The following is a 12,847-nucleotide window of genomic DNA, read 5'->3' on the forward strand; positions in this document are numbered from 1 at the left end:
GGCTCCACTATCTGTGCTGCCTCACTCACAATCCGAGCCTTTCGTAGAGCACCGCGAAGGCGCCATCGAGCACGACGATGGCGACGATGCCGCCGACCACCGCCGCGGTCGCCGCATCGCCCACCGCCCGCGGCCCACGCCCGGCACCGAGGCCCGCGCGGCAGCCGACGACGGAAATCGCCAGCCCGAACACCGCCGCCTTGAACAACCCGCCCATCAGGTCCTTCAGGCTGACGAAATTGGTCAATTGCTGCGCCACCGTGGTCATCTGGAAGCCGAGCAGCGCCATGACGATGGCCATGCCCACCAGCCCCGCCAGGGTCAGCACCAATGACAGCACCGGCATCACCAGGATGCCGGCCAGCACCCGGGGCAGCACCAGCAGGGCCATCGGGTCGATGCCCATGATCCGCAGCGCCGCCACCTCCTCATTCACCGTCATGGTGCCGAGTTCCGCGGCGTAGGCGGAACCGGTACGCCCGGCCAGCACCACCCCGGCCATCAGCGGCCCCAATTCGCGCAGCAGGGAGATACCGACCAGGCTGGGCACGAAGACCTCCGCGCCGAACTGGCGCAGCGGGATGGCCGACTGGAAGGCCAGGATGACGCCGAGCAGCGAGCCCAGCAGCACCGCCAGCCCGAAGGCCCGGGTTCCCGCCTCATCCAAATGGCGCAGCAGCTCCCGCGCCCGCAGCCTTCCGGGGCGGATCAGCGTGCCGAGGGCGTTGATCAGCAGCTCGCCCAGGAATGCCAGCGATTCCACGCCGCCACGCAGCGCATTCACCACGCGCCGGCCGATCCCGGACAGCGGCGAGAAGCGATAGGGCACCACCTTCGGCCGCGGTGCCGCCAGCGCGTCCCGCACCCGGTCCAGCACCGCCACCACGCCGGGGCTGGCATTCTCGATCCGCCCCCCCTCGGCGGCGGATTGCGCGGTCAGCAGCAGGGTGGCGCCGGTGGTGTCCACCGCCTCCACCGCCGCCAGGTCCAGCACCAGCGGCGCACCCGGCTTGCGGGCCTCCGCCATCAGGGAGGTCCAGAGCGAGGCCGCGGCCGGCGTGTCCAGGCGGCCGGACAGGCTGACAACGCGACCGTCCTGACCCTCCTGCACCTGCAAGCTATCCGCCAGCGTCCCGCTCCTCATTCGCACCTGACTTTACCGCAACGCGGCAAGTGCCGTTTCGGCTGCAACCATGCCGGATTGCCAGGCGCCGCCGACCGTCCCGGCCAGCCGCGCGTGGCAGGCCTCCCCCGCCAGGCAGAGGCGGCCGCCGGCCAGGGGCTGCGCCAGGATGCCGCGTGCCGAAGCGCGACCCGGCCGGGCGTAGCTGTACACGCCGCGGGCCATCGGGTCCCGCTGCCATGTGGTCACGATCGGGTCCGGTGCCAGGGCTTGCGCCGCCCGATGGCCGAAGCGGCGGGCCACCTCGGCCCGCATGAAGGCCTCCAGCGCCGCATCGCCCTCCGCCTCCAGCGCCGCCGCCGCATCGCCGCCGACATGGCAGGCGAGCAGGTCGCGGCCGAAGGGCCGGGCGTTCATCGCCACCAGCGCCTCGCCCGGCGCCACCTGGCAGTCGATCGAGCTGAAATCCGGCAGCCCCAGCGCCGCCGCGCCGCGGAAGGCCACCTTCGCGACCTGGCCGAGCGGCAGATCCCGCGCCGCCTGCAGCAGCTCGGCCGGCAAAGGCGGGTCGAAGCGCAGGGTTCCGGCGGCGAGCAGGCTGCTTGGCAGGGTGGCGATGACGGCGCGGGCGCGGATGGTGCCGAAGCCGCCTTCCGCCACCGCCCGGTCGCCACCCCAGGCCAGCCGCTCCACCGGCGCGGAGAGCCGGATCGGCAGCCCCTCCGCCAGCCTGGCCAGCAGCGTGCCGATGCCGGCCTCGACCACCAGGTTGCGGCCATCCAGCGCGGTGGCGGCGAAATCCGCCAGGCTGACGCGATCCAGCGGCGCCGCGGCAATGATGTCGCCCTGCCAGGCGGCCACCGTCGCATCCCAGGCGCCGCCCCGCGGCACCGCCTCCGCCACGCTCACATCCGGCCCGCCGGCGGCAATTCGCGCCGCCACCGCGTGCTGGAAGCGATCCCAGGCCTCGTCATAGGCCGCAAGCTCCGCCGCATTGGCGGGGCGGTCGCCGACCAGGGTGCGTTCCTGCCGCAGCGCATCCGAATCGGCCAGCGTGAGGCCGATCTCGCGCGCCAGCGGCACCAGCGGGTTGTCCTCCGCATTGTGCAGCCAGGCGGCGCCGAGGTCGAAGGGCAGGCCGAGCCGGTGGTCGGTCACCGCCCGCCCGCCGACCCGCCCGCGCGCCTCCAGCACCAGCACGCTGCGGCCGGCCGCCTGCACCGCACGGGCGGCGGCGATGCCCGCCGCCCCGGCGCCGATGACCAGGACATCCGGCTCAGTCATACGTCTCGCAACCCCAGGCTGGAAATTCCAGGCTTGGAAAATCCAGGCGGCGCTCAGGCCGACATGGCATGCAGCAGCACCGCGGCGGCAACGCCGACATTCAGGCTCTCGACCTTGCCGCTGCCCGGCAGCGTCACCCGGTGGGTGCAGGCGGCGGCGGTCAGGCCGGGCAGGCCGACCTCCTCATTGCCCAGCGCGAGCACGAAGGGCTTGCCGCGCGGCAGCGCCTCGGGCGGCATGCCGCCGGCGGCCACCGCGGCGACGGTGGTGAATTTCGGTGCCAGCGCCCGCAGCCCCACGGCGGGGTCGGGCAGGCGCAGCACCTCCAGATGCTCCAGCCCACCCTCCGCGATGCGGTAGGCGGCGTCCGACAGCCCGGCCTGGCGCGGGTCGCCGGACAGCAGCATGCCGGTGCAGCCGAAGAAGGCGGCGGAGCGCGCGATGGCGCCGAGGTTGTGCGGATTGCCGATGCCGTCCAGCAGCGGCAGCACCGGCGCCGTCAGCAGCGCGGCCGGGAACGGGCCGATGCCGATCTCGGCGATGGTGCGCGGCACGGCGATGGCGACGACGCCGCCATGGTGTTCCGTGCCGGCGATGCGGACCAGTTCCTCCGCCGTCACTTCCCGGTAGGGGCGGCGGTTGCGCGCCATCTGGGCGCAGAGCGGCCCGACTTCACGCCGCCGGCCTTCGACATAGAACATCCGCAGCACCGCATCCGGCCGCACGGCGAAGGCGGCCGCCGCGGCGGCAGGGCCACAGAGCCGGTCGAGGTCCGAGTCACGCCAGCCGCGCACCGGCACCTGGCCGGGCTCGACCGGCGGGCGCGGATTGGCGGCGGGCCGGTTCAGGCCCCGGCGGTCGCCGTCTCGGTCTTCGCTTCCGCCTTGTCCGCCGCGGAAGCCGCCTCTCTCTGGTCCAGGAATCTTGCACCCTCCTCGCGAACGGCCGCGGCCGCGTCATCATACAGGAACGGCAGGAAGGCGTATCGCCGACCGCGCGTCACCGGGCGGGCCTCATGCAGCAGCGAGCAGGAAAACACCACCGCCCCGCCGGCCGGGGCCTTGTAGGTCTGCGGCCCGAATTCGGGGAAATTCAGCTCGCCGCCCTCGTACTCGCCGGTATTCAGGTTCATCGTCACGGCGAAGCGACGATGCGCGGTGGCCTTGGTGGTGTTGTCCCGGTGCGCCCGGAAGAAGCCCTTGTCGGCGGCATCATAGCAGGCGACGACGTAGCGTTCGAGCCGGGTGACATTGTACTGGAAGGCGCGACGGATTTCCGGCACCAGCCGGGCGTTCAGCCGGGCGCGGATCTGCCCGCGCAGCGTCTCATCCGTCAGGAAGGCGTCCTTCCGGCGCTTGTGGCTGGCGTCCATCACGCCCACGGTGCGGCCACCTTCATCCCGCATGAAGCCGCTTTCGCCGCCGCCCACCGCCTCGTATTCGGCAATCAGCCGACGGCAGAATTCCGGCTCGAAGATGCGCGGCAGCACCAGGATCGGGGCGATGACCGGCACGCCGGCATGCTCCGCCGGCGGCGGCAGGGCGGCCAGGGTTGCCATCGCCTCCGCCCCCTGGTCCAGCGCCCAGACGCCGAAGACGCGCAGCATCGGGTCCAGCAGCACCCAGCCCGGCCGCAGCGCGCCATCCCGTGCCACGGCCCGGAAGGCGCGGCGGGCGCTGCCGTCATCATCCCACAACACCCTGCGGCCCGGGCCATCGGTGATCCGGCCGGCGCGCTCATCCTCCGCATCGGTGCCGATCACCACCAGATAGGCGTGATCCAGATTGAACCGCGCAGCATGCGGCGTGATGGCGGCGGCCAGGCGCTGCCCCAGGCCATCCTGCGCCAGCGAACCGGGGATCAGCACCATCAGCCAGCGCCCGGCGGTGGTGTCGAAGGCGAAGCGCGGGTTGCTGGCGGCACGGGCATGGAAGGCCGGGATCGGCTCGCCCGGCGTCAGGCCCGGCGTCTGGCTGTGCTGCGACATGGCGACTTCTCCGTCCTCGGAATACGGGCCCGCCGGGAATACCTGGGCCCTAAGGGCGGTCCCTCATGCCATCGATGGGGGTTTTTGCGCCAGGGTATGAATCTGCGCCAGCAGCGCCTCCGGCACCTCCAGCCCGTCCGTCGCCGCATGTGCGGCGAGGCCGGCGCGGCGGCTGCCGGGCAGGCGCACGCCGGGGTCGCCCTGCATCGCGGCCAGCAGGAATTCGATGCGCTCGGCGAAGCTGGCCTCGCCGGCCAGCGCGCCCGGGTCGATCGCCAGCAGGGTGTGGCCGAGGCGCGGGCGGTTGCCCTCCGCGGTGAAGAAGCTGTCCGCCTCGAAGCCGAAGGCGGCGCCGGTCAGGGCGCAGCACAGCAATTCCACGATCAGCGCCAGCAGAGCCCCCTTGCTGCCGCCCATCGCCAGCATGGCGCCGGACAGCGCGGCATCGGGGTCCGTGGTCGGGTTGCCATCGGCATCCAGGGCCCAGCCGAGCGGGATCTTCCTGCCCGCCTTGGCGGCGACCATGATCTTGCCGCGCGCCACCTCCGACAGCGCCATGTCGATCACCAGCGGCGCCGCATCGCGCCGCGGAAAGGCGGCGGCGACGGGGTTGGTGCCCATCAGCGGCCGCCTGCCACCCGGCACCGGCATGGCGGCGGGCGAATTGGTGAAGGCCAGCGCGACAAAGCCCTGCCGGGCGAGCGCCGCCACCGGCAGGCCCATGGCACCCGCATGGTGGCTGTTGGTGATGCCGAGGCAGGCGACGCCATGCGCCTTCGCACGCGAAGCAGCCTCCCGCACCGCCAAATCCAGCGCGGGATAGGCCAGGCCGTGCCGCGCATCGATCAGCGCCGCGCCGCCACGCTCGGCCACCACCGCCGGCACCGCCGCGCCATCCGCCCGGCCATTGGCCAGGAAGGCGGCGTATTGCGGCACGCGGGACAGGCCATGGCCGCCCTGCCCTTCCGCCTCCCCGGCCACCAGGGCGCGGGCGGTGAGGGCCGCCATGGCGGGGTTGGCCCCGGCACCCGACAGGGCGGCGGTGGCCAGGGCTTCGGCTTCGGCGAGGGTCAGGCGCGGCATGGGTCAGGTCTCATCGGGGGCGGGTCTCATCCGGCTGTTTCATGCATCGGGCTTGATTCCGGCCTCCGTGACAAGGGAGGCCCAGCGATCCGTCTCCGCCCGGACGAAGGCGGCCGACCGCGCGCTGTCCCAGCCGAGCACCTGGAAGCCGCCATCCTGCGCCCGCTTCGTCGTCTCCGGATGGTGGATGGCCGCCATCACGTCACGCTCCAGCCGGGCCTTGATGGCATCCGGCACCGCCGCATTGGTCAGCACCGCGGTCCAGTTGGTGATCTCCAGCTCCGGCAGCCCGGCCTCCCGCACCGTCGGCACATCCGGCACGAGGGGGTGGCGTTCCGCGCTGGTCACGGCCAGCGCCCGCAGCCTTCCGCCGCGGATCTGCGCCAGGCATTCGGGCAGGTTGGAGACCATCAGGTCCAGGCTGCCGCCGGCGAGATCGGTGACGGAGGGTGCGCCGCCGCGATAGGGCACATGCACGATGTTCTCCCCGGCCCGGGTGACGCGGCGGAACAGCTCCAGCCCCAGATGCGGCGGCGACCCGGTGCCGGAGGACCCGCCATTCAGCGACCGGCTGCGCGCCAGCTCGGCCAGCGCCTGCAAATCCCGCGCCGGGCTGCGTTCGGCGTTCACCACCACCGCCAGCGGCAGCGACCCCAGCACGGAGACCACGTGGAAGGCGCGGCGGAAATCATAGGGTGCGTTGGGGAACAGCGTGGCGTTCACGGCATGGGTCAGGGTGATGGCCAGCAGCGTATGGCCATCGGGGTCCGCCTTCGCCGCCAGGTCTGCGCCGATCATCGCATTGCCGCCGGCGCGGTTGTCGATCACCACCGGGCGGCCCCAGCCCTCGCCCAGCCGCTGGCCGACCAGGCGGGCCATGATGTCGGTCAGCCCGCCGGGCGGAAAGGGCACGATGTAGCGCGGGTTGCGTTCGGGAAAGCCCTGCGCCCGCAGGCTGCCGGGCAGCAGGCTGGGCAGCAGGGTGGCGAGGCCGAGCGTGGTGCGGCGGTGCAGCATGTAACCTCCCAATGCGTCTTGGATGCGCCCGGGAAGAGTGGCAGCCGCGATGCCGCGCGGCGAAGCAAAATCGTTGCGGACCGGCGCGGTTTCAGGCCGGCCGCACCTCCAGCGCCGCATGGCAGATGCGGTCATCCTCCGGCGCCCGGCCGATATCCGGATGCGCGCCGCCCGGCGGCAGCAGCGGCAGCGGCCAGACCAGGCGATGGCTGGCGCGGGCCCGGAAGCCGGCGGCGGCGAAGGCGGCGAGGAATTGCGACAGGCCGAGCTGGTTGCAGTACAGCCCGGCCCGCGCCACGGCCCGGCCATCCCAGAATTCCGGCCGGAAGGTCAGGTGCCGCAGCCTGCCGCCCAGATGGTCGTGGAAATCCACCGCATGCAGGCCGAGGCCGCCCGGAGCCGTCACCCGCCGCAGCGCCGCCAGCAGCGGCGCCAGCGCCTCGCGCCGCACATGCTCCAGCGCCACCTCCGAGAAGACCAGGTCGACGGACCCGGCGGGCACGGCCGCCAGTGCCTCCGGCCCGCCCACCAGCAGGCGGGCATTGCAGGCGGCCAGCACGTCCTCGCGGCTGGTGCAGGCGGAGAGGTCGGGCGGCACCAGCCCGGCCTGGCGCGCGGCCTCCGCCGCGGCGCGATAGGGGGCGAGGTCGCGCGGCGCCGCATCCTCCACATCCAGGTACCAGACCGGGCCGAAGCCCAGCGCCGCCGCGATCGGCGCGCGCAGTACCATCGCGCCCGGCCCGACTTCCAGCACCGATCGCGGCGCGCGGCCGGCCACGGCCTGGAAGCGCCCGGCGCGCCAGGACAGCGGCTCCACCAGCCGGGCGGGGTCGAGCGCGTCGAAGGAATGCCGGCGCAGGCCGATGGCGCGCCAGGCGCCGGGTGGCACCGGCAGCGCGCCGAGTACCAGCTTGACGCCGAATTTCAGCCACCAGGGGGCTGGGGCACCGGCGGCGTAGCCGACCGGCACGGGAACATCCACCGGGTCATCCTGGTGCGGGCTGTGGGTGGTCTGGACAGGGATCATCGCGGCCCAGGGTAGCGCAACGCGCCGGCAGCGAAAGCGGGGCACGGAAAGCCGCCGGGCGCGATGAACCCGAACGGTGCGACCGCGTTCCGGATGTGGACATACTTAGGACCGGCATTGCATGCCCGATTTCCCACCCGCCGCAAATCGCGGCGTCCGTGCCGCAGGCGTGCCAGAGAGTGGTGCCACCATCGCCCAGGCTGCGCTGGTGGTGGTCGCGGTGCTGTATTTCGCACGCGACCTGCTGGTGCCACTGGCACTCGCGGTGCTGCTGTCCTTCGTGCTGGCGCCGATCGCCCGTGCGCTGCGGCGCATCGGCATTCCGCGCGTCGCCGGCGTGCTGGCGGCGGTGCTGGCGGCGGTGGCGGTGATCGGCATGCTCGGCCTGATCATGGGGCGCCAGCTTGCCGAACTGGCCGTCGACCTCCCGCTGTACCAGTACGAACTGACCCGCAAGCTGGCCTCCGTCAACGCCAGCGGCGGCATTGTCGAGCGGGCGCAGGAAATGCTGCGCGGCTTGGCGGCCGGGGCGGAACGTGCCGCGCCGCAGCCCGCGCCTTCGCTGGATGCGGACGCCGTGCAGCCGCTGCCGGTGGAGCTCCGCCTGCCCGACCCGAAGCCGTTCGAGCTGCTGCAGAACGTGCTGGAGCCGCTGCTCTACCCGCTGGCCACCTTCGGCATCGTCGTGGTGCTGGTGATCTTCGTGCTGCTGTACCGGGAGGATCTGCGCGACCGGGTGATCCGCCTGGTCGGCGCGCGCGACCTGCACCGCACGATGGCGGCGATGGACGATGCCGCCTATCGCCTGTCGCGCTACTTCCTGGCGCTGACGGCGATGAACGCCGCCTATGGCGTGGTCATCACCGGCGCGCTGCTGCTGATCGGCGTGCCGCAGCCGATGCTTTGGGGCATCGTCGCCGGGCTGATGCGCTACGTGCCCTTCGTCGGCACCATCGTCGCGGTCGCCTTCCCGCTGCTGCTGGCGCTGGCGGTCGAGCCCGGCTGGACCATGCCGCTGCTGGTGCTGGTGCTCTTCGCCATCGGCGAGGGCCTGATGGGCCAGGTGTTCGAGCCGCTGGTCTTCGGCCGTTCCACCGGCATCTCGCCGGTCGCCGTGATCGCCGCCGCGACCTTCTGGACCTGGCTGTGGGGCCCGATCGGGCTGATCGTCGCGGTGCCGCTGACCGTCTGCCTCGTGGTGCTGGGGCGGCATGTGGAGCGCTTCGAATTCCTCGAGGTCGCGCTTGGCGACCGGCCGCCGCTCGATCCACCGGAGACCTTCTACCAGCGGGCGCTGTCCGGCGATGGCGATGCGCTGGCCGAACAGGCCGAGGACGTCCTGCGGGACAAGCGGCTTTCCGCCTATTACGACGAGGTGGCACTGCCGGCGCTGGCGCTGGCGCAGGCCGATGCGATGCGCGGCAGCTTCGCCCCGGAACGCCTGACCGCGCTGCGTGCCCGCATCGGCGCCCTGGTCGAGGATCTGGAGGAGGAGGTCGAGGATGACCTAGCGCCGGAGGTTCCCCTGACCGAGCAGGAGGACAAGGACGCGGCGCCCGCCAGGAACGAGATCCCGCCCCCGCCGGCGGTGCTGGTGCCGCCAGGCTCCGCGATGTGCGTGGCCGGCCGCGGCCCCTTCGATGAAGCCGCGGCGGCGATGCTGGCGCAGATGCTGCGCAAGCGCGGCATCGGCGCGGTCGCCGCCCCGGTGGACCTGCTGCGCGGTGGCGACCTGACCGGGCTGGACACCGGGCTGGTGCGGCAGGCGTGGTTCTGCACGGTCGAGGGCGGTGCCTCCGTCGCCGCCTCCCGCTACCTGCTGCGGCGGATGAAGCGGCGTTTCCCGGAGGCGCAGCTCGCGGCCCTGGTGATTGGCGCCGGCCCAGACAGCAAGCTGCCGGACGCGCTGCGCACGGAAGGCGCGCTGGCGGTGGAAGGCGCGCTGGCCGATGTCGGCCGCGTCGCGCTGCGGCTGGCAACGGCGGCGGAGAACAAGGTGGCGGCGGCCAGCCAGTAGCCGCCGCTACACCCCGATCAGCGTCACCCCGATGAAGGCGATCGCCGCGATCAGCAGGCTGAGCGCGATGCCGAGCGCCAGCGGCGCCCAGCCGCGCGCTCGCAGCGCCTTGAGGTCCGTGGACAGGCCGAGCGCGGCGACGCTCGCCGCCATCAGCAGCGGCACCAGGAAGCGCGAGGCATCGATGACAATGCGCGGCACCAGCCCGGTGGAGACGATGCCGACCATCACCAGGAACCACACGGCGAACCACGGCACCTGCACCTTCGCCGTGCCGCCGCCCGCCGCCGCGCCGCGCGCCACCCACCAGCCCAGCGCCATGATGGCGGGTGCCAGCAGCATCACGCGGGCCAGCTTCATCACCGTGCCGGATTGCGCCGCCTCCGGCCCGCCCGCCGCCGCCGCACCGACCGCCTGCACCACCTCATGCAGCGAGGCACCGGCCCATAGCCCATAGGCGAGCGCGGACATGCCCAGCGGTTCCGCCAGCAGCGGCAGCAGCACCAGGCCGACCGTGCCGCACAGGGTGATGACGGCCAGCGCGTAGGTCACGTCCTCGTCCTTCGCGCGCACCACCTGGTTGGTGGCAACGATGGCGGACGCCCCGCAGATGCCGGTGCCCATGCCGAGCAGCGCGGCCAGCCCCGGCTGCACGCCGAGCAGCCGGCCGAGCCAGATCGCCGCCGGCACCGTGACGCCCACCACCGTGACCGCCAGCGCCAGCGCGCCCGGGCCGAGCGCCAGCACCTCCGTCGCCGTCACCTGCAGGCCGAGGATCACGATGGCGAAGCGCAGCAGCGGGCGGATCGAGAAGGCCAGCCCCGCATCCAGCACCGGCTGGCGCCCGCGGGCGGACCGCCAGGCCAGCCCCACCAGCAGCGCGATCACCACCGGGTTCAGCGCCGCGATGCCTGATGCATTGCGCAGCCAGACGGAGGCCGCGGCGATCACTAGGCAGACCAGCAGGCCCGGCGCCAGTTTCCGAAATTTCGCAACGCGGCCGGAAGGGCCGCCCTGTCCACCGGATGCGACCGCTGCCATGCCGAAAACTCCAACTCCGATCCGGCATCCGACGGCAGGATCATGTCGCGCAACCGGCTCCTGGTGGCCGGCCCATCCCGTATAGGCGCGGGCTTCCGGGCGGCCAACCCGCCGCCGGTGGACAGCGTGGCGCATTCCCGGCATGCCGGATGCATTGCAACCGCAGGACTCCCGAAGGCGATGACCGACCCGCAGGCCGATGCCGCCCTGCTGCCCGCCGCGGTGGGGGTGACGCTGGGGGCGCAGGCGCTGGTGGTGCTGGCCTCGCTCGTGCTGCCGGTGACGGCGGCGCTGGTGCTGCCGGCCACCGGGCTGCCGCAGGCGGCGGTCGGCTGGTATGCGGCGCTGCTGTTCGCCTCCGGCGCCGTCTCCACCCTGTTCACGCCGCAGCTCGTCGCGGCGCTCGGCCCGGTGCGGCTGCACCAGGCGATGCTGGGCAGCGCGGCGGGCGGGCTGCTCGCCCTGGCGGTGGCGCATCCGGCGGCGCTGGCCGGCAGCGCCGTGCTGGTCGGCCTGGCCTATGGCCCCGCCAACCCGGCGAGCTCCGCCCTGCTCGCCCGCCTGGCGCCGGCCCGGCTGCGCAACCGGGTCTTCTCCATCAAGCAGGTGGCGGTTCCGGTGGGTGGGGCGACCGCCGGGCTGCTGGTGCCGGTGCTGGCGGCGGGCCTCGGCTGGCAGGCGGCCTGCCTGGGGCTGGCCGCCGCGCTGGGGCTGGCGGTGCTGGCGGTGCAGCCCTGGCGCTGGCGGCTGGATGCGGGGTCGCTGGCACCGCGCGGCGGCGGGCTGGGGCTGCTCGCGCCCTTCGCCGCGGTGCTGGCGGGCGGGCCGACGCTGCGGCTGGGCCTCGCCGCGCTGTGCTTCGCCTGCGTGCAGTTCAGCTTCTCCGCCTTCCTGGTGACGGTGCTGGTGACGGTGGCAGGCTGGAGCATCGCCGCCGCGGGGCTGACGCTGACGGTGGGGCTGCTGGTCTCCATCGCGGCGCGGCTGGTGCTCGGCTGGGTGGCGGACCGGGTGGCGCCGGCCCGCGTGCTGGGTGGGCTGGGGGTGGTGATCGCGCTCGCCTGCCTGGCCTGCACCGGGCTGGGGCCGGCGACGCCCGTCTGGCTGGCCTGGCTGGTGGCCGGGCTGTTCGGCTTCGCCGCCTTCGGCTGGAACGGCATCTGCCTGGCGGAGACGGCGCGGCTGGCGGCGCCGGGCCAGGTGGCGGCGGCGACCTCGGGCATCATGATGATGATCTATGTCGGCGCCTGCCTCGGCCCGGCGCTGTTCGGCGCGCTGTTCTCCGCCACCGGCGCGCCGGTGGCAGGCTTCCTGATGCTGGCGGGGCTGGCGCTGGCACCGCTCGGCTGGCTGAAGCTCAGGGGTTGAAGGCGACCCGCCCGGTTTCCGTGATGTCATAGCCGCCCATCCGCGCGGCGCGGGCGGCGAAGGCGGGGCCGCGGGCGAAGTGGAACAGCGCCTGCAGGGCGGGTTCGAAATAGGCGCGGCGGCGCATCACCAGGTCGAAGCGTTCCCGCACCAGGGGCACGAAATCCAGGCCACGGGCGGCGGCTTCCGCGCGGATGCCGAAGCCGGCCTCGGCGCGGCCCTCGGCGACGGCGGCGGCCACCTCATCCTCCGCCAGGGCGGGTTCGGGCAGGAAGCCGATCGCCTCCAGCCGCAGCCCGGCCTCCGCCAGCAGATGCATCAGCAGCACATGGCTGCCGGCACGGGGCTGGCGGCCAATGACGCGCAGGCCGGGCCGGGCGAGGTCCTGCACGCGCAGGATGCCGGCGGGATTGCCGGGGGCCAGCAGCAGCCCCTGTTCGCGCCAGGCCCAGGTGATGCCGACCACGCCGCGCCCGGCCAGCACATCCCGCACCGCCGGTTCGTTGAAGCTGCCGCTATCCGGGTCCAGCAGATGCGTCCCGGCGGCCAGCGCCGCATCCTTGGCCAGCGCGGCCAGCCCATCCAGGCTGCCGCCCGCCCGCAGCGCCAGGCCGCAGCCGGATTGCCTTACCGCCCAGTCCAGCAGCGGGTCGTGGCTGCCGGCCAGGATCGGCGGCGGCGTGGGCACCTCCCGCGCCTCCGCCTGTTCCGCCAGCCAGGCGGCGAGCCGGGCGCGGGGAAACAGCCACTTGCCGCCGAGCTGCACCGCCGGCAGGCGCCGGGCGCGGGCCAGGTCGTACAGCGCGCGTTCCGACAGGCGCAGCCAGGCGGCGGCCTCCTTCAGCGTCAGAACATCCGGCATATGGCGGCAAATCCCGGCAGATGATGGCGCCACCCAAG

At 73.5% G+C, this 12,847-nt stretch carries 11 protein-coding genes; 2 read left to right on the plus strand and 9 right to left on the minus strand.

Features of this window, described 5'->3' with window-relative positions; all coding sequences use genetic code 11:
- Positions 1-25 precede the first annotated feature (25 nt).
- The 7 genes from HB662_RS03070 to HB662_RS03100 form a co-directional block, all read right to left on the minus strand.
- Positions 26-1,111 (minus strand): ABC transporter permease, encoded by a 1,086-nt coding sequence (locus HB662_RS03070; RefSeq protein WP_342449429.1) that lies wholly within the window; start codon positions 1,109-1,111, stop codon positions 26-28.
- Between the two features lie 45 nt (positions 1,112-1,156).
- Positions 1,157-2,407 carry a flavin monoamine oxidase family protein gene (locus tag HB662_RS03075; RefSeq protein ID WP_168047000.1) on the minus strand — a complete coding sequence of 417 codons (1,251 nt, stop codon included), beginning with the start codon at positions 2,405-2,407 and terminating at the stop codon, positions 1,157-1,159.
- A 53-nt stretch (positions 2,408-2,460) separates the two neighbouring features.
- Positions 2,461-3,207, minus strand: coding sequence for a TrmH family RNA methyltransferase (locus tag HB662_RS03080; protein ID WP_342449430.1), 747 nt, complete (start codon positions 3,205-3,207; stop codon positions 2,461-2,463).
- A 44-nt stretch (positions 3,208-3,251) separates the two neighbouring features.
- A complete protein-coding gene (locus tag HB662_RS03085) occupies positions 3,252-4,394 on the minus strand; it encodes a 2OG-Fe(II) oxygenase (RefSeq protein ID WP_168047002.1) in 1,143 nt (380 codons plus the stop codon).
- A gap of 63 nt (positions 4,395-4,457) precedes the next feature.
- The gene (locus tag HB662_RS03090; RefSeq protein ID WP_168047004.1) at positions 4,458-5,477 is read right to left on the minus strand and encodes an Ldh family oxidoreductase; all 1,020 of its coding nucleotides are present in this window, start codon (positions 5,475-5,477) and stop codon (positions 4,458-4,460) included.
- A 39-nt stretch (positions 5,478-5,516) separates the two neighbouring features.
- On the minus strand, positions 5,517-6,494 hold the full coding sequence (locus HB662_RS03095; RefSeq protein WP_168047006.1) for a Bug family tripartite tricarboxylate transporter substrate binding protein: 978 nt from the start codon (positions 6,492-6,494) through the stop codon (positions 5,517-5,519).
- Between the two features lie 91 nt (positions 6,495-6,585).
- On the minus strand, positions 6,586-7,521 hold the full coding sequence (locus HB662_RS03100; RefSeq protein ID WP_168047008.1) for a methyltransferase domain-containing protein: 936 nt from the start codon (positions 7,519-7,521) through the stop codon (positions 6,586-6,588).
- Between the two features lie 121 nt (positions 7,522-7,642).
- On the opposite strand from HB662_RS03100, the gene HB662_RS03105 reads away from it, so the two are divergent.
- Positions 7,643-9,538, plus strand: coding sequence for an AI-2E family transporter (locus tag HB662_RS03105; RefSeq protein ID WP_168047010.1), 1,896 nt, complete (start codon positions 7,643-7,645; stop codon positions 9,536-9,538).
- Positions 9,539-9,544: 6 nt separating this feature from the next.
- Here the strand turns inward: HB662_RS03105 and HB662_RS03110 are convergent, their stop codons facing one another.
- Positions 9,545-10,579 carry a YeiH family protein gene (locus tag HB662_RS03110; protein ID WP_168047012.1) on the minus strand — a complete coding sequence of 345 codons (1,035 nt, stop codon included), beginning with the start codon at positions 10,577-10,579 and terminating at the stop codon, positions 9,545-9,547.
- Between the two features lie 180 nt (positions 10,580-10,759).
- Here HB662_RS03110 and HB662_RS03115 point away from each other — a divergent pair, with 180 nt between their 5' ends.
- Positions 10,760-11,947: an MFS transporter gene (locus HB662_RS03115; protein WP_168047015.1), complete on the plus strand. Its 1,188-nt coding sequence runs from the start codon at positions 10,760-10,762 to the stop codon at positions 11,945-11,947.
- Here the strand turns inward: HB662_RS03115 and HB662_RS03120 are convergent.
- A complete protein-coding gene (locus tag HB662_RS03120) occupies positions 11,937-12,809 on the minus strand; it encodes a helix-turn-helix transcriptional regulator (protein ID WP_168047017.1) in 873 nt (290 codons plus the stop codon). The two genes, HB662_RS03115 and HB662_RS03120, sit on opposite strands and share 11 nt — an antisense overlap.
- Between the last annotated feature and the right edge of the window lie 38 nt (positions 12,810-12,847).

It is taken from the genome of Falsiroseomonas frigidaquae (assembly GCF_012163145.1).
Lineage (GTDB): Bacteria > Pseudomonadota > Alphaproteobacteria > Acetobacterales > Acetobacteraceae > Falsiroseomonas > Falsiroseomonas frigidaquae.